This is a genomic window from Halococcus saccharolyticus DSM 5350 (assembly GCF_000336915.1).
Taxonomy (GTDB): domain Archaea; phylum Halobacteriota; class Halobacteria; order Halobacteriales; family Halococcaceae; genus Halococcus; species Halococcus saccharolyticus.
Map to the genome: position 1 here is coordinate 143,823 of NZ_AOMD01000012.1, position 24,955 is coordinate 168,777.

Below are 24,955 nucleotides of genomic sequence, written 5' to 3' on the forward strand. Positions count from 1 at the left end.
ATTCTTCTAGGAATGTCTCTACGACCTCCAGCGGACCGCCGCTGTGATCGATGGGATTCGGCGCTCAGGCGTGGTTTGCTTGTTCTACTCCGGTAGATGTTGGCCCGCTAGCACTTCGTGCCGACTCGATCGCAGCCGATTCGTTACTGAGAGCCCCAGTCGGAGATACCGAGCACCGTATCACACTCCGGACAGGTCCAGACTTTCGGGGTGCTCGCCGCGCTCGCCTGTTCGAGTCGCTCGGCCCAGACCGTGATGTCGGCCTCGCAGCCGGGACACACTGCCATGATTCACGATACCACGTGACGATGCTTGTAATTTCGGACACCCAACGGTTTCACCGTTATTTTGCAAGTGTGTCGGTTGATCCCGCCACTTGCTGCGGTGGATGCATGTTATTGGACACCATGAACGGCCGTCGCGCTTTTATTCCAGTCCGTGCAACGAGCGTGTAGTGAACGCGAACGACGCTGCGGTGCTCCTCGTCTCGCTGCTGCTCTGTGGAACCATGGGTCTGAGCGCCGGTTCGCAGGCCGGAGCCACGACGGCAGCCCAACCGACCACGGAGACGGAACTCGGCGAGGAGGTCTCGGTGTTCATGCAACAACGCACCGCCGCGGCCAACGGCTCGGTCGATTCGGGGATGTGGATCGCCGCGTTCGAGCGTGCCGAGAACCAGTCCAACAAGCAAACCCTCGTCGAGCAGCGAATCACAACACTCCGGGGTCGCCTCAATCAGACTGACGAGCGACTGCGCACGTTTACGCCGACGGAAACCAACCGATCGGTGCGTCAGAGCGCGAGGTGGGAACGGCTCGTGGCCGACGTCGCGGCGCTCCGAACGGCGATCAACGACGCAAAGACCGCCGCGGCGAGCGCGGGCGTGAACGCCTCCGGACTGGACCAGCTCGCACGCCGCGCTGCGAACCTCTCCGTACCGAGCGCTGAGGCGGACAATCGATCGCAGGTCGACAGTCCCGATTCCGATCGTCCAGGCGATGCGGAGGGAACCGTCGCCTCGAAGTACGGCTGACGGGCATTCCGCAAACCGCCACGACGTAACACGAACGTCGTGAGCGTAGTCTCCGGTAGTCCGTCGTGAATACCTATATGGAGTCATCCTTTTGTCCGTGCGGCACTAACCACAGGTGAATGGACTCAGCGGCGCTGCTCGATCTCCTCGGCAACGAGAACCGCCGGCGCATCCTCCGGCTGCTCGCCCGGCGACCGTGTTATGTCACCGAGATCAGTGAGTCGCTCGGCGTGAGTCCGAAGGCGGTGATCGGACACCTCCGGAAGCTGGAGGACGCGGGTCTCGTCGAGAGTCGGGCCGACGACGGTCGCCGGAAGTACTTCCGCATCTCGCGGAACCTCCGGCTCGAAGTCAACGTCTCGCCGTACGGGTTCGGGGCGAAAAGCGCCTACCCAGCGAGTTCGAGCCTCGATCTCGCGACCTGTCGGTACGTCTCGATCGACGTTTCAGCGAGCGATACCAGCGAGCTGTCCGCACTCGCGGACGACCTCCAACGGCTCGACCAGCTTGAGGACGAACTCTCTCTGGCCCAGCGATGGGTCCAGGGCCGACTCACGTCGCTGCGCGACGCACTTACCGATCGGATCGAGGAGGGGCTCGCGGCCGACGGAGCGGGGAAGTTCGCGGACCACGGCGACGCGCGCTTCTGCGCCGAGATCCTCGGCGCGATCGAGTCGGGGGCCGATACGTCCGATGCTATCGCCGAACACCTCGGTGTGCCGCTTCCGGTGGTCGAAGACGCGCTCGATCTCCTCTCGACGCACGACCTGGTTCGCGAAGACGACGATGGCTGGGAGATCGCGACATAAAAAACCCCATTTCTGCTATTCACAAAGCGCTATCTATATCTAGAAACCGTCGATAACAGGGGCTCTAGGGGCGTGATTCGCGGTCGGCTCTTGTAACGTGTACAAATACTTCCGATCGCCGTGGCTCGACTCCTGTCGCCCCTCCTATATCTCGCGCGTCAGTCCGTCCCGAAGATCGCGGCCGAAGTAGTGGCCCACGAGACCGGCGAGCAGCCCGATCCCGGCGTTCACTGCGATCAACGGGACGCCGAGGCCGACCGCTATCAGCGTAACGTTGCCGAGCACCGACCAGCCGCCGGCGACGGCCGCGCTCGCGACGCCGGTCTCGGGGTAGTGGCTCCGATCGCCGACGAGTCCGAGGACGAAGGTCGCGACGAACACCCCGACGAACCCGAGCAGACCACCGACGAGCGGGGCGAACCCGCCGAGTGCCATGCCGACCGCCGTGAGCGCGAGCGCGACGACGAACGTCCGGAGCGAGAACATCTGTTCGGCACGGTCACGGAGTCCCGATCCACCCTGGTCGGTTCCGCGCGACACGTGCTCCCGGCTGCCGACGCGATCGGCCGTATCGGTGCTGGAGCCGGTCGTCGTGTCGCCGTCGTCGGCCGTGATGTCGTCGACGTCGGCGAGGAGTTCGTCGACATCGCGAGTTTTCGTTTGTTCGCCACCGCTGTCGGCCATACCGGCCCTCAGTCGTCCAGCGGCATGGACCTTTCCCCGGAGCGGCGAAACGCGTCCGGCCGTCGGTCCCACCCAATCGCTAAGCCGATCGAGAGCGTGTCCCATACTGTGTCGCCGGATCTCGATACGCCCGCCGAAATCGCCGGTCTCGACCTTCCTAATCGGCTCTACCGCGCACCGCTGCTCGAATGCGCGGGCGATGGGCCGGACGCGATCGATCGGCTCGTCGACGAACTCGAACCCGCGGCCGCCGCGGGTGTGGGGCTGATCTGCCAGGGTGCGATGCCGATCCACCGTGAGGGTGGCCGGGTCGCGCCCAACATGACCCATCTCGCCACTGCCGACCGCGCCGACGATCTCCGGCGACTCACCGACGCGATCCACGACCACGGCGCGCGGATCGTGGCCCAGCTCGATCACGGCGGGGTTCGCTCGCTCGAAACATGGCACCGACCGTATCGCGCAGCCAACCCCGGACTACAACAGCTCGCGGTCTCACGCCCACCACGACTCCTCCGGCTCGCCGCGCGCGCTGGCTTTCTCGACTACGACTGCGACGTGCTCTCGACCGATGCGGTGTACGATCTCGCCGCTGATTTCGGGCGTGCGGCCGGTCATGCGACCACGGCGGGCTACGACGGAATCCATCTCGCGGGCGCGAACATGGGCATTATCCAGCAGTTCCTCTCACCGTACTACAACCGTCGGTCGGACGAGTTCGGCGGCTCGTTCCAGAACCGAGTCCGCTTCCTCGAACTCGTTCACGACGAGATCCGCGAACGAGTCGACGACCTCCCCGTGATGACGAAGGTTCCGGTCGAAACGGCCGCACCGCCGTTCGTCCGACCCCGGCTCTCTGCGACTGATGGAATACGGCTCGCCGAGCACGCCGAGCGGATCGGCTTCGACGCCGTGGTGCCGGTCCGAGGGTCGACATTCTGGGACATGAGTCTCGTTCGCGGCCAACATCCTGAACGGGCGTGGGGTGATGACCGATTTCAGGACGACTACGGGGCGGTGTTCGGCGGCCGAGCGCGGGCGCGCCTCATCGCGGCCGCGAATCGTCTCCAAGCGGAGTACTACGATTTCGAGCCGGCGTGGAACGCCGACCTCTGCCGACGGGTGTGCGAAGCGACCTCGCTGCCGGTGCTCTGCGAGGGCGGGATTCGTGGCCGTGCGGAGATGGATTCGCTCGTCGGCGATGCCTGCGAACTGGTCGGCGTCGGTCGGCCGTTTTACGCCGAACCACGGTTGCCGGCCCGACTGCTCGATGTTGAGGCGAACGGGACGACGCCGGCGGACGATCCTCACGCAGTCTGTGAAAACTGCAACAACTGTGCCGTTCCCCAGGCAACCGGCGCACGCGGTGTTTGTCGGACGCCAAGTGTGCTCGAAGCGGCCGGTGAACTCCGCCGAGCGGGGGCGTACGAGCGGCCGCGAACGGACGAACAAGAATAGTAAGTTCGTTGCCGAGGAAAACGGATTCTCGGGCTGATCGCAACGGAACAGCGACGGCTGTTGTCGTACACGCCAACTCATATGTGGTATGGATCACAAGAGCTGTCGATGAAGCGAGCCCGGGTAGCAGGACTGGCGTTCACTGTCATGGGGATGGCCCAGACAGCGCTGACGCTTGCCTCAGGCGGGGTTAGCGGCGAGCCACTCCTACTCACGCTCAGCGTACTACTCATCAGTATCGGAGTCGTGATGGCATGGTGGCCGGAGCGAGTCGACGGTAAGCGATCCACCGGATATCTCCGAGAGGAAGCGGGCACGTGGTGGATCCTGCTCGGCGGCGGCTGTGCCGTGCTCGGCATAGCCGGACTCGCCCTTGCCGTCAGGAACACGTTCGGCGCGTGAATTCGAGGTCGACATCATCGATCGGCAAACGAAGGGGTTGAAGTCCGACGGCCCGGTAGAGCGGGTATGAACCCGGGAGATCGCGTTCGCCTCACCCGCGACGGGCGGACCCACGAGGGCGTGTTGCTGCCGTCGACGACCGACGATCACGCCGTCCTCAAACTCGACGGCGGGTACAACGTTGGTGTCGAGCGCGCGGACACGACCGTCAAAGTCGTCGAATCGGATGTCTACGACATCGGTGATGGAGAAGACGACGATTCTTCGACCGTCGAGTTCGACGACGACCTGCCGACGGTGGCGCTCATCTCCACCGGCGGAACCATCGCCTCGACGGTCGACTATCGGACCGGTGCGGTGACCGCACAGTTCGACGCGGAGGACGTCCTTCGGGCGGTGCCGGACCTCGCGGGCCGGGCGAACTACCGAGGGCGCGTCGTGGCGAACATCCTCTCGGAGAACATGACGCCCGGGGTCTGGCAGGACCTCGCCCACGCTGTCCACGAGGAGATCGAAAACGGCGCGGACGGCGTAGTCGTGATGCACGGTACCGACACGATGCAGTTCTCCGCGAGCGCGCTCGCCTTCATGCTCGATACACCTGTCCCGGTGGTCTTCACTGGGAGCCAGCGCTCGGCCGACCGTCCCTCCTCGGACAACGTGATGAACGCGGTCTGTGCGGTCGAGGCTGCAAAGAGCGACTGCGCCGAGGTCCTGGTCTGTATGCACGCGAGCGAGTCGGACGATCGGTGTGCGCTCCATCGCGGGACCCGGGTCCGGAAGAACCACACCTCTCGACGGGATGCGTTCCAAACTGTTGGAGCCGATCCGCTCGGCACGGTGGCGTACGGCGGCGACGATTCCGTCGAGGTGCGATTCCGACGGGAACACGCCGAGCGCGGCGCGGTCGAACTCGATCTTGCCTCCGATCTCGAAACCGATGTCGAGCTGGTGAAGTTCACGCCAGGGACCAGTGAGGCAGTGCTCGATGGCGTCGCGGGGAGTGCGGGGCTCGTGATCGAGGGCACGGGGTTGGGGCACGTTCACACCGACTGGATCCCACCGATCGCGGAACTCGTCGCGAACGGGACCAGCGTAGTGATGACCAGCCAGTGTCTCGGTGGCCGGGTCTGCGATCGGGTGTACGACACCGGGCGTGACCTCCTCGACGCAGGTGTCATCGAAGGCGAAGACCTCCTGCCGGGCACCGCGAAGGTCAAACTGATGTGGGCGCTCGCGAACGCCGAGGACGTCGCCACGACGATGGGAACCCCGATCGCCGGCGAGTGTACCGAACGCTCGGTACCGCCCGAGAACCACCCCGTTCCGGAGGCGCGGTGACGTGAGCGCAACCGATATCACGATTCGACAGGCCAGACCCGACGACTACGAGGCAGTCGCTGCGTTCACTCGTGAGACGTGGGCCGACCGTGACAGCGGCGACTACATCCCCGATATCTACCACGAGTGGATCGCGGGCGACGGCGACAGTCAACGAACCTTTCTCGCCGATTCGGGCGACGACGTCGCGGGCATCTGTCAGGGTGTCCTCCTCTCCGAACACGAGGCGTGGGCCCAGGGAATGCGAGTCAACCCCGACTACCGGGGCGAGGGACTGAGCACGCAGCTCAACGACGCGCTGTTCACGTGGGCGCGCGAGCGCGGCGCGACCGTCGTCCGCAACATGGTGTTCTCGTGGAACGCTGCCGGCCTCGGCGGATCGCGCGCCGTCGGCTTCGCACCGCTGTGTGAGTTCCGGTGGGCGCATCCCGAACCCGACTCCGACGCCACCCTGCCGAGAGCCTACACGGTCGTCGACGATCCGGATGCCGCGTGGAGTTTCTGGCGGCGCTCGGACGCCCAGCGGGCTCTCTCCGGGCTCGCACTCGACGACGACGAGTCGTGGGCGATGTCCGAACTCACCCGTGAAGGGCTCCACCGCGCGGCAGACGAGACGCGAGTGTTCGCCGTCCGCCGCGAGGACGACGGCACGCGGGCGATGGCCCATCGAGTGCGTGACTACGAGCGTGAGACCGAGGGAGAGATCAAACACTGGACCGAGTACGGCGTCGGCGCGTGGACCGATCTCGGGGCCGCACGCGCGCTCTTTCGTGCGATCAGCGCGGATGCGGCTGCGGTGGGTGCTGACCGCGTGCGCGTACTCGTGCCCGAGACGCCACGACACGTCTCCGACGTGGCGGCCGCCCATGTCGATCTCGGCGAGAATCCTGATTTCGTGCTCGAAGCCGCACTCGTCTGATCCGGTAGGCGATCGGAACGATGGTCGGCAGCTCCAGCACTATCAAATATAAAAAATTGTATTGTCGATCAACTCGGTGATGACCGCGTTCGATGGTACCGCTCGGCGGCGATCGAAGTCGAGAGGCCGTCTGCGGGAAGATCGCCCGCTTGGCTACTCGACGAATTTGCGTTGCTTCGTGGCTGAGAACTGATTTCCGAAGAAAACACGCCCGCAAACAACTGGCGCTGCCTCCCGAGCGAGATCTCCTTGTGGCCGTCTTGAATCGGACTCCGGGGCGATCGAGCGAAGAGGACCGCGAACAAAGTACAACTACTACTGTTTGACAATCGCCGAAACGGTTACACCTGAAGCACGTCGTGGCGCTCCAGTTCGACGTCAGCCCCGACCGCCGACACAGTTCGGGTGGGCCATTCACCGGTCGTCGTGAGTGGTTCGAACTCGTTTTCGGTCACCAGCATCGTGTCCTCGCTTTTCGCACTCTGAACTGTCGGATTCCACGCGTAGCCCATCGGAAGCTCGACCGGCGCGTCGTGTGTCGGCGTGGCGATCCACTCGCGGCCGGCGTAGCCCGCCGCGCCACCTTGGTGATGCGCGCGCCACTCGTCCGGATGACCGAGGGCGGCGTACGCGTCCTGAATTCGCTCGAAGACATCGGCTGCGGTACCAGCCGCGCAACCGACTTCCCGTGTCGCCGCGAGCGCGCTCGTCTCGACACGGGCCGCGGTCGCGTGTCGGTCGTCGAGCCACGACGGCGGATCGAACGCCACGGTTCGCGTACAGCTCGCGTGGAGCCCCGCACGCCGTGCGGTCACTGACACGAGGACGTACGATCCCAACTGTACGTCGGTCGGGGTGTAGTGGCGATACTGCTGAGCACGCTCCCCACTCCCGACCAACACCACGGGGGCGGCGATTCCCCGATCCGCGAGCGCCCCGGCGAGCCGTCCCGCGACTTCCCGCTCGGTGTCCCTCGGATCGAGCTCTCGACAAACTCCTTCGACGGCTGCGGCAGTGTCGCGACCGAGTTCGCGGTAGGCCGCGATGTCGGCGTCGACGAGCGGCTGTCGGAGCCCGCTGGCGTCGACGGACGCGAAGCCCGGAACGTCGAAATCCGCCGCGGCGGGCGTGGGTGAGCGGTCGGCAACTGCTTCCCCGAGGTCCGCCGTGTACCAGTCGGTCGTCTCGATGGCGACCCCATCGGGTAACTCCTCCTCGCGCAGTCGCGGGGCCTCGATGTTGTTCGTGACGACCGTCAACTCATCGCCGTCGTAACCGACGGCCGCGACGCCGACTGTGGCTTCCTCGTCGACGACGCTGTTCCCGCCAAGGAGCCATCCGAACGTGTTCGGCCGTCCGAACCACACTGCCGCGAGGTCGCGTTCGTCGAGGAACCCGTCGAGCCGCGCCCGTTTCGTTTCCATGTGACCGGTGGGCGTGGCCAAGGTCCTATACCTTTGGTTCGGCGGACCGTCCCCGAGTTCCGAAGGCGACACCCGGAACGGTCAGGGACTCGTCCGGCCGAGTGGAACGAGCTCGTCCCGGCTCTGTGTAACGACACTACTGGTGTCACAACCTGTGGTAGCCGTACGTCACGACTTCTCGTCGGTCGGCTCGCACTCACAGCCTCCCTCATCGATCAGCTCTTGGACGGTCGCGTGCGTTCCGCACTCGGTACACGTCACCGTGATATCGACGTAGACGTCGGGGTCACCGAGCGCGATCGCACCGGTCGAGCCGAGCTGATCGAGTGTGTTTTCGGTGACGACGACCGTTCGGTTGCGGAGCGCGGCGATCCGCTGGGCACCGCTGTCGATACGGTCGCTGTCGGACCGCTCGGTCGACGCGCGCTCGACGCCGAGACACTCCTTGAGATGACGGTTGACCGTCTGGTACGACACGAAATCTCCCTCGATCGCGTCGATATCGACCCCGCCCCGGTCGAGCCGGCTGTGTGCCTGCGTCCTGACACCCTGGCTCACCTCGTCGTCGGTAAGCAGTCGGTAGGTGTTCTCGACCTCGCCGTCGAGCGGGTTCAGCCCTTCGCGCTCCATTGCAGTCCGGAGGATCGACTCGTTCACGTAGTTGGCCAGCCCCCGGAGACTGTAGCGTTCGTCCTCTCGAGTCCAGTACTCCTGGAGGTTTTCGGCCACCCTCTCGAGTTCGTACTCGTCGATCACGCGATCGAGTTTGCATGACGGGCCACCCGCGTTCCCCGACTTCGCGTCCGATTGTGCCATCGTGTGACCGTCTCGGAGACGAACTTGCATGAGTGTTGTGCTCGCACCGTCGTCGAACGCTCCTGTTCGCCGTCGGCAGTCATCGAACGCACTGAGCAGAGCGACCTGCGTTCCGTGCGGAGGAACGACGACCCAGTGAGGCGTCGATCGCGGGGCGACTTCACACCGTCGGCCGTCGATATGACGATCGTTGGCCGGTGTTCCTGTACGCGGAACGGTACGCGCCTGTGCGGTATCGCTCGCGTCGATACGAGACGTCGTGAGCCTCACCGGCGGCGAAACATCGATCAGCTGTAGGTGACGTTGATCTCCACGACGTTCGCAGCCTGGAGTACGAGCTCGGGGATTTCCTCGGCGAAACGCTCGCCTGTCAGCCGCGTTGTCGGGGCAGCCACGCTGATCGCCCCTAGTACCTCGTTGTCCCGGCCGAGGACCGGCGCTGCGACGCATTGGAGTCCCTCGACGCGTTCCTGACCGCAGTACGCGACGCCACGTTCGCGGATCTCGGCGAGCTTCTCGTGAAGGCGGTCGCGATCAGTAATCGTGTTCGGCGTCGCTGCTGGGAGGCCATGACGGTTGAGGATCTCGTCGACACGGCTGTCGGGGAGATGGGCGAGGATCGCCTTCCCGAGCGCGGTGTTGTGGAGATACCGTCGCTTGCCGGTATGGGTGTCGAGCGTGACGGCCTTCTCCCCGCGCGAGCGATAGAGGTACACTCCCCGGCCATGTTCTTCGACCATCAGGTTCGCGAGTTCGCCGGTCTCCGCCGCGAGATCCGCGACTTCCGGTCTCGCGACTTCGTAGATTTTCCGTCGCTTGCGGGCGTACTCGCCCATCTCGAAGAATCCCAGCCCGATCTCGTAGGAGTCACCGTCCTTGGTCACGTAGTCGTGCCGTCGAAGCGTCGCGAGATGGTCGTGGACGGTGCTCTTCGACATCGAGAGGTGGGTCGCCAGCTCCGTCACCCCCGCCCCGTCGAGCTCCTTCAGCGCCCTCACGACTCGGATGGTGTTCTCAGTGGTTCGGAGCGATGGCGTCGACGTCCCTTCCATGGTCGTATCGGTTGTCGCTCGGTTGGTAAATAGGTTGTTCCTGGCGGCCGAACGGCGTCGTAGGGGTGCCCTAAGTGGTCGTATGACCGGGACGGCCGCTCACCGGAGCACGAAGCCTTCGCCGAACGGGTCCGCCGGATCGACGACGAACCGATGGCGGCCAGTGATGTGCGCAGAGCCCTCTACTCGCGGTCGAACCGCCTCGTATCCGCCGAAATCGACAGTCTCTGTGTACGAGCCCGTGAACGTCGAGCCGACGATACTCTCGACCACGAACCGTTCTCCCCTGTCGAGCTCACCGGCCGCGGCGCGGAGCGCGACCCGGCCGCTGACGCCGGTCCCTGTGGGGCATCGATCGACCTCGCCGTCGGCGAACACGCAGACGTTCCGGCTGTCGGCGTCCGCGCCGTGAGCGTCGCCCGTCAGGATCGTCCCGTAGAGAAAGCCGAGGTCGTCCTCGTGGGGGTGCTCGATCTCGATGGCGTCGTCGACCGCGCGCGTGACCGCTGTCCCGATCTCGATTAGCTCCCGAAAGACTGCCGGCGTGAGGTCGACGTCGAACTGGGAGACATCACAGTACGCGTAGAACGCGCCGCCGAACGCGATATCGAATTCGGTCGTTCCCCACTCCGGAACAGTCACGGTCTCGTGTCTGGCGACGACGAACGACGGCACGTTCGTGAACTCGACCGTATCGACCCGGTCGCCGTCACGCTCGATCTCGGCCACCACAAGTCCGGCCGGGGTATCGATCGCAATCTCGCTCTCGACGTCCGGGAGGTACTCGGTTTCGGCGGCGATCGTAGCGAGCGCGACGATCCCATGGCCGCACATCGTGCTGTAGCCCTCGTTGTGCATGAACAGTACGCCGAAATCGGCGCGCTCGGTGTCCGGTTCGGTCGGGATCGCGCCGTACATGTCGGCGTGTCCGCGCGGCTCCCAGATCAGCGCCTTGCGGTACGCATCCAGCTTGCGCTCCATGTACCGACGTTTTTCGAGGAGCGTGTCGCCCGCGAGCGGCGGCAGTCCGTTGAGGACGACCCGCAGCGGCTCCCCGCCGGTGTGCGTGTCGATCGTTTCGACGGTCGTCCAGTCTGCTGGCGGTTGCCACTCCACATCGTCAGTCGTCACGGTTCGTCCCTGGCTGTCCGGTGCTCGGTCGTGACGATCGTCGTCAAATGTCCCATCACCGACGGGTACTCGCTGCCTGGGCATATATCTACGTGTGTAGCAAGAAGCTGACGACAGCAGACGGAATGAAACCACGACGACCACACGAGTTATGTATGCCGGTCGAAAAAGAGAGGCCATGCGGGTGAGTATCATCGGTGGCGGCATCGTCGGCCTCGCCGCCTCCCACTATCTCGGCCAGCGCGGCGTCGACGTAGTCGTCCTCGAGAAATCCACCATCGGGGCGGGCAGCACCGATCGGGCGAACGGCGGGATCCGCGCCCAGTTCTCCTCACCGGTGAGCGCCCGCCTCTCACAGGAGAGCATCGCGGTCTGGAAGCGCTTCGAGGAGCTGTTCGACACCGCAATCGGCTACCGCCGACCCGGCTATCTCTTTCTCGCGCGGCGGGAGTCCACCGCGGAGCGCTTCCGCGAGAACGTCCGCCAGCAGAACCGTCTCGGGGTCGATAGCGAATTTCTAACGCCAGTCGAAGCGGAAAACCGGTGTCCAGAACTCCGGACAGAGGAGTTTCGCGGTGCGACGTACCGTGCGGCCGATGGGTTCGCTGACCCCCACCTCGCGCTCCAGGGCTTTTCGGCTGCGGCGAACGAGGCCGGTGCGGAGATCCGGACCGGCGTCGCGGTGACCGATGTCCTCCAGGAGGAGACGGGCGAGCGCGTGACCGGCGTCCGCACCGACGAGGGGACGATTGAGTCGGACTACGTGGTGAACGCGGCGGGCGCGTGGGCGAGCCGAGTCGGTAAGATGGCGGGTCTCGACCTCCCGATCGTGCCGCGCCGCCGTCAACTCATGGTCGCCGACCCCGAGATCCCGATCGATTCCTCGATACCGTTCACGATCGATCTCGATCAGAGCGTCCACTTTCGCCCCGAGCGCGACGGCGGCGCGGTCGTCGGCGGTCACTTCGCCGACGCCGATCCGACGATGAACCCCGACGACTACCGGAAGAAGATGGATCTCGACTGGGCTGCCGAGGCGATCGAGGCAGCGGCGGAGTGCGCCGACTACTTCGGTCCCGACTCGCGGGTCAAGCGTGGGTGGGCCGGGCTCTACGCGGTGACGCCCGACCATCACCCCATCATCGATGAGACGTTGCCAGGGTTCGTGACCGCAGCGGGGTTCTCCGGCCACGGATTCATGCAGGCCCCCGCGACCGGCAAGCTCGTCGCGGAACTGATCGACGAGGGCGAACCGTCGCTCGTCGATGTCTCCTCGCTGGGAGCCGACCGATTCGATCGTGACGCCCATCTCGAAGAGGGGACGGTCATCAACTGAGCAGTCGATCACGAACCGGTCGCAACCCAGTCGTGTGCCGATGGTGCTGGTGGTTTTATTATCGCCGGTGTGGAGGATCGGTGCATGGCAGATGCCGACCGCGCAGCTAGCCGTATGGAACGAGTCCCGTTCTCCGGTATCAGGACGATCTTCGAGGAGTGTGACCGGCTCGAAGCCGCGGGCCGGGACGTCGTCCACCTCGAGATTGGTCGGCCGGACTTCGACACGCCGGCCCCGATCGGTGACGCGGCGCGCGAGGCGCTCGCCGACGGCCACGTCCACTACACCTCGAACTACGGGATCGAACCGCTCCGGAGGGCGATTGCGGACAAACTGGCGGCCGAGAACGATGTCGAGTACGATCCCGACGGCGAGATCGTGGTGACGACGGGCGCGACCGAGGCGGTGCTCGTCACGATGCTCGCGCTCGTCGAGCCGGGTGCGGAGGTTCTCGTCCCCGATCCACGGTGGACCTACGGCCCGATCACCTCGCTCGCGGGCGGCGAGCCCGTTCCCTACCGACTCGATCCGGCGACGGGCTACCAGCCCGACCTCGACTCGCTGCGGGCGGCAGTCTCGGATCGAACCCGGCTCCTCGTGTTGAACAGTCCACACAACCCGACTGGCGGTGTCGTCGACGGGAACCATCTCGATGCGGTCGCCGATTTCGCCGTCGACAACGACCTCCTCGTGCTCTCCGACGAAATTTACGAGAAGATCCGGTACGGGGACGCCGCCCATCACAGCCCGGCCGCGCGGGACGCGCTCTTCGACCGGACGATCACGATCAACGGGTTCTCAAAGGCATATTCGATGACCGGCTGGCGGCTCGGCTACCTCGCTGCTCCTGCCGAGCTGGTCGATTCCATCGTCCGCGTCCGCCAGTATACGACGACGTGTGCGCCCTCGCTCTCCCAGCACGCGGGCGTCCGTGCCCTGGAGAGTGGGCTCCACGAGCCGATGGTCGAGGCGTTCGCCCGTCGCCGCGAGCGCGTCCTCGAACGGATCGACGCGATCCCTGGAATGTCGTGTCCGGCCCCCGCCGGCGCGTTCTACGCATTCCCCACCACGCCTGCCGGCCACTCCGATGCAGAGGCGTTCGTTACCTCGCTCCTCGCGGATACAGGTGTCGCGTTCGTTCCCGGCACCGTGTTCGGCGACGCCGGCGAGGGGCGGTTCCGGATCGCCTACGCCAACTCTCGCGAGCGGATCGACGAGGCGTTCGATCGACTCGAAGCTTGGCTGTAGCCCGAAACGGCCGAAGAACGCCCTCGTGGGTGGATTTTGGCCAGCGACGACGATCGCGACAGGTAATTTTCGTCCTCTCTGTCGGGAATATCGATCACTAATTATATGTGGGGTGGTGTGGTACCGATGCTCGGAGGAACGTAACACATGGTACAAGCAGGTGCGTACACAGCCGTCGGCTTGGTCGGCTACTTGCTGATCGTCGTGGTCATCGGCTACTGGGGATCGAAGAAGGTCAACTCCGAGGAGGACTTCTTCATCGGCGGTGATCAGCTTCCTGGGTGGGCGCTCGCGCTTTCCGAGCGGAGTTCCGGCATGTCCGGCTGGCTGCTGCTCGGTATTCCCGGGCTGGCGTGGTCAGCGGGGCTGTCGTCGGTCTGGGTACTCGTCGGCACGGCGGGCGGCGCGATCGTTCAGTGGATCATCTTCTCGCGGCCGTTCATGGAGGGGCGCAAGGAGACGGGAGCGATCACGCCGATCGGCCTCCTCGCCGAGAAGATGCCGACCGACTCCCCGATCGTGCGCCTGCTGCCGGCGCTGGTGACGTTTTTGTTCTACATGGGCTACGTCGGCTCGCAGTTCCTCGCCGGCGGGAAGATCTTGGAACAGATCTTCGGAATCGCGCCGTTGACGGGTCTGCTGATCGTCGCGGCACTGATCATCCTCTACTCGCTCGCGGGCGGGTTCCTCGCGGTGGTCTGGACCGACACGATGCAGGCACTCCTGATGGTCTTCACGCTCATCGTCCTGCCCGGCGTGTTGCTCGCGGGCGTCCTCACCGACCCCAACCAGTCGCTGATGGGTGGGCTTGCGGCATCGGGCGGCGGTAGGGCGTCGTGGTTCGGCGGGAAGAGCGGTGCGGCGGCGCTCGTTCTGCTCGGAGCGAACCTGAGCTGGCTCTTCGCGTACTTCGGTGGCTACCCCCACTTGAACGTCAGGATGATGGCGCTCCGCAACGACCGTGATCGCCGGACAGCGATCATCGTGGCGTCGGTCTGGGGTGTGTTGACTGCCATCGGTGCGGTGCTCCTCGGGCTCCTGACGCGCGTCCTTCACGGTGCGCCCCAATCGGTTGCGGCCGATCGTGAGATGGTGCTGCCGTTCATGGTGCTCGAACACACTCCCGGACTGCTCGGTGGGGTGTTGCTCGCCGGTGCGCTCGCCGCGATGATGTCGACAGCGGACTCCCAGCTCGTCGTGGCGAGCTCCGCCGCCGCACAGGACGTGTACAACAAGGTCGTCACGAAGAACCGCGAGTTCAGCGAGGCGACCCGGCTCCGGATCTCCCGGATTGCGACGCTGCTCGTCGGCGTCGTCGGCCTCGTGATCGCGGCCTCGGTCCAAAACCTCGTCTATACGCTGGTGAGTTACTCCTCGACCGGCCTGTTCTCGGCGTTCGGCCCGGCGTTCACGCTGCTGTTCTTCTGGCGTGACCGCTTCTCGAAGGCGGGACTCGTCGCCGCGTTCGTTGCCGGCCCGGCGGCCACGATCCTGTGGGTCTCGCTCGGGATGACGTCGATCGTCACCGTCCGGATCGTCGCCCCACCGATCGGCTTCGCGGCCGCGATCGCCGCCTCGTTGCTCTGGCCGCGCTCGGAGGCGGCCGAAACGACCACCGGTGCGCCAGCGGCTCAGGACTGATCCCGACACCGCCGGTCGACGCTCGACTGCCGGTGGGATCCTCTTCATCCGAACTTTCATTAGGGGGGCTGTCGAACCGTCGATCGCACACCATGAGTCAGCAGCTCAGCGAGCCGTCACAACACTACATCGGTGGCGAATGGACCGATGGAGCAGGATCAGAGACGTTCGAGAGCACCAATCCAGCGACGGGTGAGACGCTCGGGGAATTCCACCGCGGTACCGACGCCGACGTCGATCAAGCCCTCGCGGCCGCCGACGAAGCCTTCGAGGAGTGGAGCGCGCTGTCGTACACCGACCGTGCGGAGTACCTCTGGGATATCTACCACGAGCTCAAGGATCGCCACGACGAACTCGGCGAAGTCATCTCCACAGAGTGCGGGAAGGAGATCTCGGAGGGAAAGGCCGACGTGACCGAGGCGTGGCACATGGTCGAATGGGCGGCGGGCAACGCCCGTCACCCTCACGGCGATGTCGTGCCTTCCGAAATTTCCGGCAAGGACGCCTACATGCGCCGCAAACCTCGGGGCGTCGTGGGCTGCATCACGCCGTGGAACTTCCCGGTTGCAGTCCCGTTCTGGCATATGGCGGTCACGCTCGTCGAAGGGAATACGGTGGTCTGGAAACCCGCCGAGCAAGTCCCACAGTGTGGCCAGGTCATCGCCGAGATGTTCGCCGAGGCCGACATTCCCGACGGCGTGTTCAACATGATCCAAGGCTACGGCGACGCCGGCGAGGCCATCGTCGACGATGATCGTGTGGATACGGTGTTGTTCACGGGATCGGCAGAGGTCGGACAGGAGATTGCCTCTGCTGTGGGTAGCGAGCCCGGCAAGCTTGCGGCCTGTGAGATGGGCGGGAAGAACGGGATCGTGGTCACGAGCGAAGCCGACCTCGATACCGCGGTCCACTCCGCCGTGATGAGTTCGTTCAAAACCACTGGCCAGCGATGCGTGTCGAGCGAACGGCTGCTGGTTCACGAGGAGGTCTACGACGAGTTCAAGGAGCGCTTCGTCGACGCCGCAGAAGATGTCGCGGTCGGCGATCCCCTCGAAGAGGACACGTTCATGGGGCCGTTGATCGAACCTGAGCACGCCGAGAAGGTCACGAGCTACAACGATCTCGCGCGTGACGAGGACGTGAACGTGCTCGTCGACCGCGCGGACCTCGACGGCGACGAGATTCCCGACGGCCACGAGGACGGCCATTGGGTCGGACCGTTCGTCTACGAAGCCGACCCCGAAGACGACCTCCGCGTGACCCACGAGGAGGTCTTCGGTCCTCACGTCGCGCTGCTCGGATATTCGGGCGACATCGAGGACGCCGTCGAACTCCACAACGACACCGACTACGGGTTGGCGGGCGCGATCATCTCCGAGGACTACCGCGAGATCAACTACTTCCGCGACAACGCCGAGGTCGGACTGGCGTACGGCAATCTGCCGTGTATCGGCGCGGAAGTGCAGTTACCGTTCGGCGGGGTCAAGAAGTCGGGCAACGGTTATCCGAGCGCTCGCGAGGTCATCGAGGCCGTCACCGACCGCACCGCGTGGACGCTCAACAATTCCGAGGGCATCCAGATGGCCCAGGGTCTTTCCGCCGACGTCCTGACCGACGACTGATCGGCGACGACGTTTTGGATTCGAAGCAACAGAACGACTAAGTAGCGGGCGGACGCCGTTTCGATCGCTATGAGTCTCGACGTGGCGGACGACGTGGCGCTGGTGACGGCATCGAGCAGCGGTCTCGGGCGCGCCTCGGCCGCGGTGCTCGCCGAGGAGAACGCGAACGTGGTGCTCAACGGCCGGGACGAGGACCGACTCGACGAGACCGTCGCGGAGCTCGACGCGCTCGGCGAGGGCAGTGTGGTCGGTGTCGCCGGCGATCTCACGCAAAAAGAGGACGTCGAAGCGCTCGTGACGGCGACCGTCGAGGAGTTCGACGGGCTCGACCACCTCGTGACGAGCGCTGGCGGACCGCCGAGTGGCCCGTTCATGGAGACCGACGACGAGGATTGGTATCACACGTTCGACCTCCTGGTGATGAGTGTGGTTCGGTTGGTCCGCGAGGCCGCTCCCCACCTCCGCGATGGCGACGGCGGCACGATCGTCACCATCGCCTCTCGGAGCGTCAAGGAGGCCATCGACTCGCTGGTGCTCTCGAACTCCGTTCGGATGAGCGTCGTCGGACTCGAAAAGACGCTCTCGAAGGAGCTCGCCCCGGAGGTCCGGGCGAACGCCGTGTTGCCCGGTCCGCACGAGACGAGCCGGATCGAGGAGCTCGTCGAGCAGTCGGTCGAGCGCGGCGAGTACGACTCCTACGAGGAGGGGCTCGCGGCACGCGCCGAGGGGATCCCGCTCGAACGCATCGGTGAACCCCGTGAGCTCGGCGAGGTCGTGGCCTTCCTCTGTTCGCCCCGATCGAGCTACCTCAATGGTGTCTCGATCCCGATCGACGGCGGTGCGGGGGCTGCGAACCTCTGATCGGAGATCGCCGTTCGATCACTCGCCGACCGGTGACCACTCGAACTGAGCGCCCGAGCGAGAGATGACATCGTGGTCGGTTCCCCAATATTCAATAGTGATGGGCTCGATCCGTTGACGAGGCACATGAGAAACGTTGATTTCGCCGAGGCGGAGACGTACGAGCCCGAAGAGGGCTGGCGTCGCGTCTCGCTCGCCGGCAGCGACCAGTTCACCTTCGAGTGGTTCGAGAAGCCACCGGGCCACTCCTCACCGATGCACGACCACGAGAACGAGCAGGTCTGCGTCGTCCTGGAGGGTGAGATCACTGTCTACACCGAGGACGATTCGGTGACGCTCGAACGCTTCGATTCGGTCTGCCTCGAGGCGTGGGAGTCCCACCGGGTCGAGAACACCGGCGACGAGCGGGCGGTCGCCATCGACGTCTTCGCTCCGGGTCGCGGCTTCGACTTCTGGACCGACCGCGAGGAGTGACGGCTCGCGCCCTCACACAGTTTTCGAACAGCGTCCGATTTACAGCTCGGCCCGAGCCAGCGCGTCGTCGACCGAGCGGTCGTCGTGGACCACGGCTGTGACCGCGCGCGTCATCGCTTCGGGATCGTCGTGCTGGAAGACCGTTCGCCCGATCGAGACGCCGGCCGCACCCGCGTCCATCGCCCCGCGGACGTTTTCGAGCGTCGCTTCGTTCCCTTCGGGATCGCCGCCGGCCATGATGACGGGGAGGCCCGTCGCCTCGGTCACACGTTCGTAACTCGCCGCGTCGCCGCTGTAGGCGGTCTTGGCCACGTCCGCGCCGGCCTCCTCCGCGAGCCGTACGGCATGGGCGAGGCGTTCCGGATCGCTTTCGTCGACACCAGGCCCGCGGGCATACGTCATCGCGAGCACCGGCATTCCATACTCGGTGGCGGTCCGTGTGATCTGCGCGAGCTGTTCGAGCTGGCGCGGCTCGAAATCACTCCCGACGTTCACGTGGAGCGAGACCGCGTCCGCACCCGCTCGGACGGCTTCGGTGACTGTTCCGGTGAGTCGCTTGTCGTTGGTGTCCGGCCCAGTCGCGGTCGACGCGTTCAGGTGAACGATGTAGCCAGCCCCGTTCTTGTTGGGGTGTACCCGCGGCGCGAGCCCCTTCTGGGTCAACACGCTGTCCGCGCCGCCGCGGGTCACCGCGTCGATCGTTGCCTCGATCCGGCGGAGGCCGTCGACCGCGCCGAGGGTAATTCCGTGGTCCATCGGCACGTTCACGATGCGTCCGTCTGTTCCGATTCTGTCGAGCCGCGCTGTAACGCCGACTGTCATCGATTCTCTCACCGTCCTGTTCCCTATAAGTTGTTCCGGCTCGGATTGGCGATCCACCCTCGTGGTGAACTGTGGGTCACGACCGCAATCGGATTGACCACAATCCTAATTAGAACAAAGCACCCGAAGTTATTCGTGTAAATTCCGTGAAAGCCGCCGATCGATATCCTGATCGTTCACTACCCGTCGTTTTCGAGAGAACATCCAATCGTGAAAGGGAGAGCGCAACGAGGTGCTGAACAGTTATCGTCGGACTCATTCGTTGTACTCTACTTCCGGTGTATGCATCCTTCAGCCGATGCTTGAACTGGCGCACTAACCTCAAAAGTAGAACTGAGAGGGAATAGAACAGTATGAACCGACTATTTGGAATGCGATCGTCGAAATGCCATCGTTCGAATTCGGTTGCCGGTCATCGGTATTAGTGTAGATATATCCGTTCGACTTTCGACCGCGTCTCTTGTCGAAATTTGGCTTTTGTACTCCGTATCGATATCCTCATAGTGGCTACTGATTCGATGGTCGATGGACATTCGCAAATCCGGGAATAAAATTCTAATAGATCTGATGTGGTAACCGGTCGTCGTTCGTGGCTGGACGACGGTCGGGGCAGTGCGTCGGTGTGTCGTATTCCGAGCAAACCGCAAGGCACAGTATCCGCGCTCGAATCACTCCGGGTATGACACTCGGCGTCGCCTCGGTCCTGCGCGAGTCGCTTCGGCGGCTGGCGACCGGACCGGCGTTGCTCCTCCTCCTCGGTCTCGCCGTCGTCCAGACGCTGGTTGCGCTGCTCGCGGGGCCGGTCTATCGAATCGTGCCCGATGCGGTGCTCTCCGGCTCCGGCGACCCGTTCACCCTCACGCTCGACCCCGTTCCGGTGATCGGGCTCGCGGTCGTCTGTGTCGTCGCGGGTTACGTCGGCCTCGTCACGATTCGGGTGTTCGCAACCCGGTGGGGAGTCGTCGAGCGCGAGCATCTGACCCGTGGGGTCGCGCCGGCGCTCGCGAACTGGCTCGTCGGCGCGCTGGTCGTGGCCGTCCTCGTCGCGCTCGGTCTCGTCGTGTTGGTGGTGCCTGGTGTGTTCGTCCTCGGGGCACTCCTACTCGTGCTACCGTTCGTCGCGGTCGAGGACGCGAACGCTGCGTCCGCACTCCGCCGGAGCTGGGCGTCCACCGACGGCCATCGGACGACGCTGCTCGGGATCGCGGTCGCCGTGTTGTTGATCGACGCGACCCTGTTCGTCGTCTCGGTGGTTCTCGCGACCGCACTCACCGGATCGCTCGCGCCGCTCGGGCTGTTCGCTGGGACGATCGCGGTCGCGATCGCGTTCGTCCTGCTCTGGATCGCGATGGCGCGCACCTACGCGAGCCTCGACGGCGTGTCTGCCTAACTCGATCGCAGCCGATCACGTTACCGCACGTCGTCTCACTCCACCGCGTCGTACACTGCCGCGAGCGCGTCGACCGCGCGCTCGACACTCATCGATTCGCGCCGTGAGAGGCAGGTTTCCGCCAGCCGGTCGCGCTCTCCGAGCGCCCGATCGAGCGCGGCGCGAAAGCCCGCGACGTCGCCGCGATCGTAGTGATAGCCCGTCGCGCCATCGTCGATGGTCTCGGCGAGCGCGCCCGCCTCGACACCCACCACGGGCGTCCCGCAGGCCATCGCTTCGAGGGCGACGAGGCCCTGTGTCTCGACCGGACTCGGGAACCCGAACACGTCGAGGGTGGAGTAAAACGCCGGTAGCTCGTCGCGGTCGAGAAAGCCGAGAAAGCGAACGTCGACATCGCTGTCCGCGACCTGCTCCTTCAGGGTCTTGCGCGCGGGACCGTCGCCCCCAAAGACCACCGTGAGGTCCGTTCCATTGGCCGCCGCCACGAGGTCCGAGAGCTGTTTCTCAAAGCCGTGGCGGCCGGTGTAGCCCACGACCGGCCGTTCGCCGGGCTCGGGGAGATCGTAGCGCGCGCGGAACGCTGCGGCATCGGTCGGCGAAAATCGGTCGATGTCGATCCCGTTCGTGACCACGGAAACGGGCCCGATACCGCGCGCTTCGAGTGCCGTTTTTGTCGTGTCGCTCGGCGCGATCACCCGGTCGGCGCGGTCGAGAAACCACCGCTCGTAGGCGTTGCCCGCACGCGCAACGCCGTTCATCAGCCATCCCTCCGCGAGATAGCCCGCATACTCCGCCGCTGGCGTGTGATACGACGCGACGAGGGGCCGATCGGTTCGGCGGGCGAGTCGGAGACCAGCGAGCCCGACCCCGAACGGGGTGTGGGCGTGGACGACATCCGCATCACGAACGTCGTCCGGCACCGTCGGCGCACCGATCCGGTACCCATCGTAGAACGGAAAGGAGACGCTTCGAACGGGGTGCTCACCCGTTTCGCGATCGTGATCGCTGTCGGGATAGATCACGTCCATCCGGCCGCCCCGCTCGCTCCAGTGCTCGCGCCACGCCCGGATGGTGTACGTGACGCCGTTCACCGTCGGGAGGTAGGTGTCGGTGAACGCGGCGACGTGTGGTGGCATCCCCGGACGGTTCTGGGAGGGAGAATTAAGCCGTTGTGACTTCGCGGTAGATCGACGATAGCTCCTCGCCGACCCGTTCTAAACTGTGCTCGGCGGCGGTTTCGCGCGCGTTCGCGCCGAGGCGCTCGCGGAGCGCACGGTCGTCGGCGAGCCGATCGAGCGCCGCGCGGAACTCCGCTTCACTACCGCATTTCAGGCAGTCCTCGCCGTGAGTGAAGAACTCCTCGAACACCGGAATGTCGCTGATGACGACCGGTTTGCCACACGCCATCGCTTCCAGCACGACGAGGCCCTGGTTTTCGTCTTTCGTCGGGAAACAGAACACGTCGCCAGCGCCGAACGCGCCGCGCTTGTCGTCGACCCAGCCGGTGAAGGTGACGTTCTCGGGCGGGTCGTTCGTCCAGCGTTTCACCACCGGCGACCCGTGTGGTCCCGTATCGTATGCCCCGAACCACGCGAACTCGTGGTCGGTGGCCTCTGCCAGCCGGCAGAACGTCGTGAGGCCCTTGCGCTCGAAGACGCTGCCGACCGCGAACACCACCAGTCCGTCGAGGTCGTACCGATCACGATACTCTTCGCGGAGCGATTCGTGACCTGCGAGCGCATCGCGGTCGACGCCGTTGGTGATCGTCCTGATGGGGGCGTCCACGGGGTAGTCTTCGAGCAGCCCCTTCGTGTACTGACTCGGACACAGCACGAGGTCGGCCTGGGAGTAAAACCGCCGGAGGTAGCGGCCGAGTGCGGGAGCGACCTGCGACGAAAACCGGAACGACTCGCCGAAGTCCTCGGCGGTCATGTGGGCGTGGAGCACCAGCGGAGTACCGGATTTTCGGGCGTGGCGGGCGACCGCGAGGCTGCCTGGACCGGGCGCGTGACAGTGCGCGAGGTCGTACTCGGCGAAAAGACCTCCACCCGTCGCGAGCGAGCCCGTGGCCGCAGGGAGGTCGCCGCCGTGCCACGGCGACGTCACGACCTCGATGTCGGTGGCAGCGAGTGCTTGGCGCTGCTGGGCAGCGGCGGTGGCCCACCCGCTGCGTTCGAGCATCCCTTCGAGTTCGAGGTAGTTGAGCGCGCGCACACCCCAGCCGCGACGGCGGGCCGAATAACTCCACCGGAACGCGGAGGAGAGCGTTATAGAACGGTTCCCAACAGGCCTGATCTCACGCCAAATCCCGACGAACCGATCAGTGAACCGTTTTGCGAGCGTGTCCTCTCGTGTTCGAGACAGGCCGCAAGAGCAGTCACCACTCCGTCAGATCCGGGTACGCTACTTCCCAGAGATGATCGTCAGGATCGGCAAAATATCCCGAATATCCGCCCCAGAAGACTTCTTGAGCAGGTTTGACGATGCGACCGCCAGCGGCTTCGGCTTCTTTGAGAATCGTGTCGACTTCGGCTTCCGTAGAGACGTTGTGAGCTAGGGTAACTCCGGAAAAGCCCGTTCCATCGTCGGAGATAGTGGCATCTTCGGCGAGCAGCTCTCTTGGGTAAATCGAAAGCCACGTTCCGTCGAGCGTAAAGAAGGCGACATCACTATCTTCTTGACGGTCCTGCAAAGGAAACCCGAGACCGTCTCGATAGAAGCGAATCGACTCGTCGATACCCGTGACTCCGAGCGTAACGAGGGTAATTCGTGGATCCATGAGAACGAAGAGGCACTCAGAATTGATAAACACGCCGAGTATTTCGACCGTCTTCGAGGGATACGACTGGGTTTTATGACTCTCTCCGAACGCGAAGGCAAGACCGATGTACGCCGGCGGTGAATCCACTATCGAACGGCTTCAGCCGACTGCAACGATGACTCTCGCCGACGAACGCATCGAACGTCTCCACGCCCTCGCCGCCGACGCCGCCAGCACGGGCCACGACGACCGCGCGCGGGAGTACGTCCGGCTCGCGCGCCGAGTCGCCGAACGGAACCGTCGGTCGCTGCCTCGTCGGCTCAAACGGTTCTCGTGTGATGCCTGCGACGCCTATCTCCGGCCGGGCCGGAACTGTCGGGTTCGGACCCAGGACGGCCACGTGGTCATCACGTGTGTGTGTGGCGCGCAGGCGCGCTACCCGTATCGGTAGGGTTACGTCCGCCGGGCGACGACGGCTGTCCATGACGACGGATGAGCGGACGCTCAGAGAGCGTGCCCACGAGGTTGACGCCACTCTCCGGGTCGGGAAAGGAGGGATCGACGCGGTTGCCGACGAACTCGAGAGCCAACTCCGCGATCGCGACCTCGTGAAGGTAAAGTTCCTGCGGGCGGCGCGTGGTGGGACGACGACTGACGAGCTGGCCGACCGGCTCGCGGAACGGGCCGGGGCTGACGTGATCGAGACACGAGGCAACACCGCCACGTACCACTGATGCGCGCTGGCGTGTCGGGATGGCTGTTGCAGCTGGGACAGTCGACAGGCAACGGGACCGATGGGAACGCGACCGGGAACGTCACCGTCGAGGGGATCGGGCCAGTCGGTCGAATGCTGCGTGAGTTCGGCATCCCGTATCCGAAACTTCTCGGTGCAGCGATTTCGTTCGTGGTCGCGCTGGTCGTGACCTACGCGCTCGGTCGGGCGATCGTCGTTCCGCTGTTCGGCCGGGCGCTCGACCGTCGTGGCCTCGATACTCACGAGAAAAAACCGATTCAGCGACTCCTGAAGATCCTGCTCTTTTTCGTCGCGCTCGCGATCGCGTTTCGGGCCGCCCGTCTCTCCGGGTTCTTCACCTCACTGGCGGCGATCGCAGCGGCTGCGACGCTCGCGATCGGGCTTGCGCTCCAGGATACCCTCTCGAACTTCGTCGCGGGGGCGTTCATCTACGCCGATCGGCCGTTCCGGATCGGCGACTGGATCGAGTGGCCGGGCGGCAACGGGACGTACGCCGGCGTGGTCGAGGACATCACGTTCCGTGTCACACGGGTCAGAACCTTCGACAACGAGCTCCTCACGGTGCCGAACGCCGTGCTCACTGGCGGCGTCATCAAGAACCCGGTGGCGAACGACGAGCTCCGGATCACGTTCACGTTCGGGATCGGCTACGAGGACGACATCGAGCAGGCGACCGACATCATCCTCGACGAAGCCGAAAAGCATCCCGATATCCTCGACGACCCGGCCCCCACGGTCCGGATGAGTGACGCCGCGCTCGCGGACTCCTACGTGGGGCTGGTCTCGCGCTTCTGGATCGCGAACCCCAACCGGGCGGACTTCCTCCAGATCCGAGGCGAGTACGTGAAAAGCGTCAAGCAGCGCTTCGACGAGGCCGGCATCGATATCCCCTACCCGCAGGTCGACATCTCGGGCGGTGTCGCCGTCGAGAGCGGGTCGCGGATCGAACAGTTCGAGTAGTCAGTCGGCGTCGGTCC

26 protein-coding genes are annotated in these 24,955 nt (G+C 64.9%); 16 read left to right on the forward strand and 10 right to left on the reverse strand.

Going from position 1 to position 24,955, the window contains the following annotated elements:
• Window positions 1-143: 143 nt before the first annotated feature.
• On the reverse strand, window positions 144-287 hold the full coding sequence (locus tag C449_RS18215) for a hypothetical protein (protein ID WP_169316454.1): 144 nt from the start codon (window positions 285-287) through the stop codon (window positions 144-146).
• A 167-nt stretch (window positions 288-454) separates the two neighbouring features.
• Between C449_RS18215 and C449_RS03880 the strand changes: the two genes are divergently transcribed.
• On the forward strand, window positions 455-1,033 hold the full coding sequence (locus tag C449_RS03880) for a hypothetical protein (RefSeq protein ID WP_006076624.1): 579 nt from the start codon (window positions 455-457) through the stop codon (window positions 1,031-1,033).
• A gap of 119 nt (window positions 1,034-1,152) precedes the next feature.
• A complete protein-coding gene (locus C449_RS03885) occupies window positions 1,153-1,842 on the forward strand; it encodes an ArsR/SmtB family transcription factor (RefSeq protein WP_006076626.1) in 690 nt (229 codons plus the stop codon).
• 144 nt (window positions 1,843-1,986) lie between these two features.
• Here the strand turns inward: C449_RS03885 and C449_RS03890 are convergent, their stop codons facing one another.
• Window positions 1,987-2,526: a hypothetical protein gene (locus C449_RS03890; protein ID WP_006076627.1), complete on the reverse strand. Its 540-nt coding sequence runs from the start codon at window positions 2,524-2,526 to the stop codon at window positions 1,987-1,989.
• A 108-nt stretch (window positions 2,527-2,634) separates the two neighbouring features.
• Here C449_RS03890 and C449_RS03895 point away from each other — a divergent pair, with 108 nt between their 5' ends.
• From C449_RS03895 to C449_RS03910, 4 genes are all read left to right on the forward strand, one after another.
• The gene (locus C449_RS03895) at window positions 2,635-3,984 is read left to right on the forward strand and encodes an oxidoreductase (protein ID WP_006076628.1); all 1,350 of its coding nucleotides are present in this window, start codon (window positions 2,635-2,637) and stop codon (window positions 3,982-3,984) included.
• 108 nt (window positions 3,985-4,092) lie between these two features.
• Window positions 4,093-4,386, forward strand: a complete 294-nt coding sequence (locus tag C449_RS03900) for a hypothetical protein (protein ID WP_152415647.1) — start codon at window positions 4,093-4,095, stop codon at window positions 4,384-4,386.
• Between the two features lie 66 nt (window positions 4,387-4,452).
• On the forward strand, window positions 4,453-5,727 hold the full coding sequence (gatD, locus tag C449_RS03905) for a Glu-tRNA(Gln) amidotransferase subunit GatD (protein WP_006076630.1): 1,275 nt from the start codon (window positions 4,453-4,455) through the stop codon (window positions 5,725-5,727).
• A gap of 1 nt (window position 5,728) precedes the next feature.
• Window positions 5,729-6,646, forward strand: coding sequence for a GNAT family N-acetyltransferase (locus tag C449_RS03910; RefSeq protein ID WP_006076631.1), 918 nt, complete (start codon window positions 5,729-5,731; stop codon window positions 6,644-6,646).
• A 341-nt stretch (window positions 6,647-6,987) separates the two neighbouring features.
• Here the strand turns inward: C449_RS03910 and C449_RS03915 are convergent, their stop codons facing one another.
• From C449_RS03915 to C449_RS03930, 4 genes are all read right to left on the reverse strand, one after another.
• On the reverse strand, window positions 6,988-8,070 hold the full coding sequence (locus C449_RS03915) for a M24 family metallopeptidase (RefSeq protein ID WP_006076632.1): 1,083 nt from the start codon (window positions 8,068-8,070) through the stop codon (window positions 6,988-6,990).
• Window positions 8,071-8,238: 168 nt separating this feature from the next.
• Entirely contained in the window at window positions 8,239-8,886 is a 648-nt protein-coding gene (gene rdfA / locus C449_RS03920) for a rod-determining factor RdfA (RefSeq protein ID WP_049913877.1), read from the reverse strand.
• A 287-nt stretch (window positions 8,887-9,173) separates the two neighbouring features.
• A complete protein-coding gene (locus C449_RS03925) occupies window positions 9,174-9,938 on the reverse strand; it encodes an IclR family transcriptional regulator (RefSeq protein WP_006076635.1) in 765 nt (254 codons plus the stop codon).
• A gap of 99 nt (window positions 9,939-10,037) precedes the next feature.
• Window positions 10,038-11,069 (reverse strand): proline racemase family protein, encoded by a 1,032-nt coding sequence (locus C449_RS03930; RefSeq protein ID WP_006076636.1) that lies wholly within the window; start codon window positions 11,067-11,069, stop codon window positions 10,038-10,040.
• Between the two features lie 178 nt (window positions 11,070-11,247).
• Here C449_RS03930 and C449_RS03935 point away from each other — a divergent pair, with 178 nt between their 5' ends.
• The 6 genes from C449_RS03935 (at window position 11,248) to C449_RS03960 (ending at window position 18,251) form a co-directional block, all read left to right on the forward strand.
• On the forward strand, window positions 11,248-12,405 hold the full coding sequence (locus C449_RS03935) for an NAD(P)/FAD-dependent oxidoreductase (protein WP_006076637.1): 1,158 nt from the start codon (window positions 11,248-11,250) through the stop codon (window positions 12,403-12,405).
• A gap of 84 nt (window positions 12,406-12,489) precedes the next feature.
• Window positions 12,490-13,653: a pyridoxal phosphate-dependent aminotransferase gene (locus tag C449_RS03940; protein ID WP_241430067.1), complete on the forward strand. Its 1,164-nt coding sequence runs from the start codon at window positions 12,490-12,492 to the stop codon at window positions 13,651-13,653.
• A gap of 147 nt (window positions 13,654-13,800) precedes the next feature.
• Window positions 13,801-15,294, forward strand: a complete 1,494-nt coding sequence (locus tag C449_RS03945; RefSeq protein ID WP_006076641.1) for a sodium/proline symporter — start codon at window positions 13,801-13,803, stop codon at window positions 15,292-15,294.
• Window positions 15,295-15,386: 92 nt separating this feature from the next.
• A complete protein-coding gene (locus tag C449_RS03950; protein WP_006076643.1) occupies window positions 15,387-16,916 on the forward strand; it encodes an aldehyde dehydrogenase family protein in 1,530 nt (509 codons plus the stop codon).
• 69 nt (window positions 16,917-16,985) lie between these two features.
• Window positions 16,986-17,777 carry an SDR family oxidoreductase gene (locus C449_RS03955; RefSeq protein ID WP_006076645.1) on the forward strand — a complete coding sequence of 264 codons (792 nt, stop codon included), beginning with the start codon at window positions 16,986-16,988 and terminating at the stop codon, window positions 17,775-17,777.
• A 126-nt stretch (window positions 17,778-17,903) separates the two neighbouring features.
• Window positions 17,904-18,251: a cupin domain-containing protein gene (locus C449_RS03960; protein ID WP_006076647.1), complete on the forward strand. Its 348-nt coding sequence runs from the start codon at window positions 17,904-17,906 to the stop codon at window positions 18,249-18,251.
• 39 nt (window positions 18,252-18,290) lie between these two features.
• Here the strand turns inward: C449_RS03960 and C449_RS03965 are convergent, their stop codons facing one another.
• Window positions 18,291-19,073 carry a 2-amino-3,7-dideoxy-D-threo-hept-6-ulosonate synthase gene (locus C449_RS03965; RefSeq protein WP_006076648.1) on the reverse strand — a complete coding sequence of 261 codons (783 nt, stop codon included), beginning with the start codon at window positions 19,071-19,073 and terminating at the stop codon, window positions 18,291-18,293.
• Between the two features lie 679 nt (window positions 19,074-19,752).
• On the opposite strand from C449_RS03965, the gene C449_RS03970 reads away from it, so the two are divergent.
• Complete coding sequence (locus C449_RS03970) at window positions 19,753-20,463, forward strand: hypothetical protein (RefSeq protein WP_006076649.1); 711 nt, start codon at window positions 19,753-19,755, stop codon at window positions 20,461-20,463.
• Window positions 20,464-20,498: 35 nt separating this feature from the next.
• On the opposite strand, the gene C449_RS03975 is transcribed toward C449_RS03970, so the two are convergent.
• The 3 genes from C449_RS03975 to C449_RS03985 form a co-directional block, all read right to left on the reverse strand.
• Window positions 20,499-21,599, reverse strand: a complete 1,101-nt coding sequence (locus tag C449_RS03975) for a glycosyltransferase (RefSeq protein ID WP_006076650.1) — start codon at window positions 21,597-21,599, stop codon at window positions 20,499-20,501.
• Between the two features lie 25 nt (window positions 21,600-21,624).
• Entirely contained in the window at window positions 21,625-22,734 is a 1,110-nt protein-coding gene (locus tag C449_RS03980; RefSeq protein ID WP_275039162.1) for a glycosyltransferase family 4 protein, read from the reverse strand.
• A 106-nt stretch (window positions 22,735-22,840) separates the two neighbouring features.
• Complete coding sequence (locus tag C449_RS03985; RefSeq protein WP_049913869.1) at window positions 22,841-23,242, reverse strand: VOC family protein; 402 nt, start codon at window positions 23,240-23,242, stop codon at window positions 22,841-22,843.
• Window positions 23,243-23,399: 157 nt separating this feature from the next.
• Between C449_RS03985 and C449_RS03990 the strand changes: the two genes are divergently transcribed.
• Genes C449_RS03990 through C449_RS04000 form a run of 3 tightly spaced genes read left to right on the forward strand, consistent with a single transcriptional unit; the run spans window position 23,400 to window position 24,938 of the window.
• Window positions 23,400-23,675, forward strand: a complete 276-nt coding sequence (locus C449_RS03990) for a ribonuclease P protein component 4 (protein WP_006076655.1) — start codon at window positions 23,400-23,402, stop codon at window positions 23,673-23,675.
• Window positions 23,676-23,706: 31 nt separating this feature from the next.
• Complete coding sequence (locus C449_RS03995; RefSeq protein WP_006076656.1) at window positions 23,707-23,958, forward strand: YhbY family RNA-binding protein; 252 nt, start codon at window positions 23,707-23,709, stop codon at window positions 23,956-23,958.
• Window positions 23,958-24,938, forward strand: a complete 981-nt coding sequence (locus C449_RS04000; protein ID WP_006076657.1) for a mechanosensitive ion channel family protein — start codon at window positions 23,958-23,960, stop codon at window positions 24,936-24,938. Before C449_RS03995 ends, C449_RS04000 begins: the two co-directional genes overlap by 1 nt.
• The last annotated feature ends 17 nt before the right edge of the window (window positions 24,939-24,955 follow it).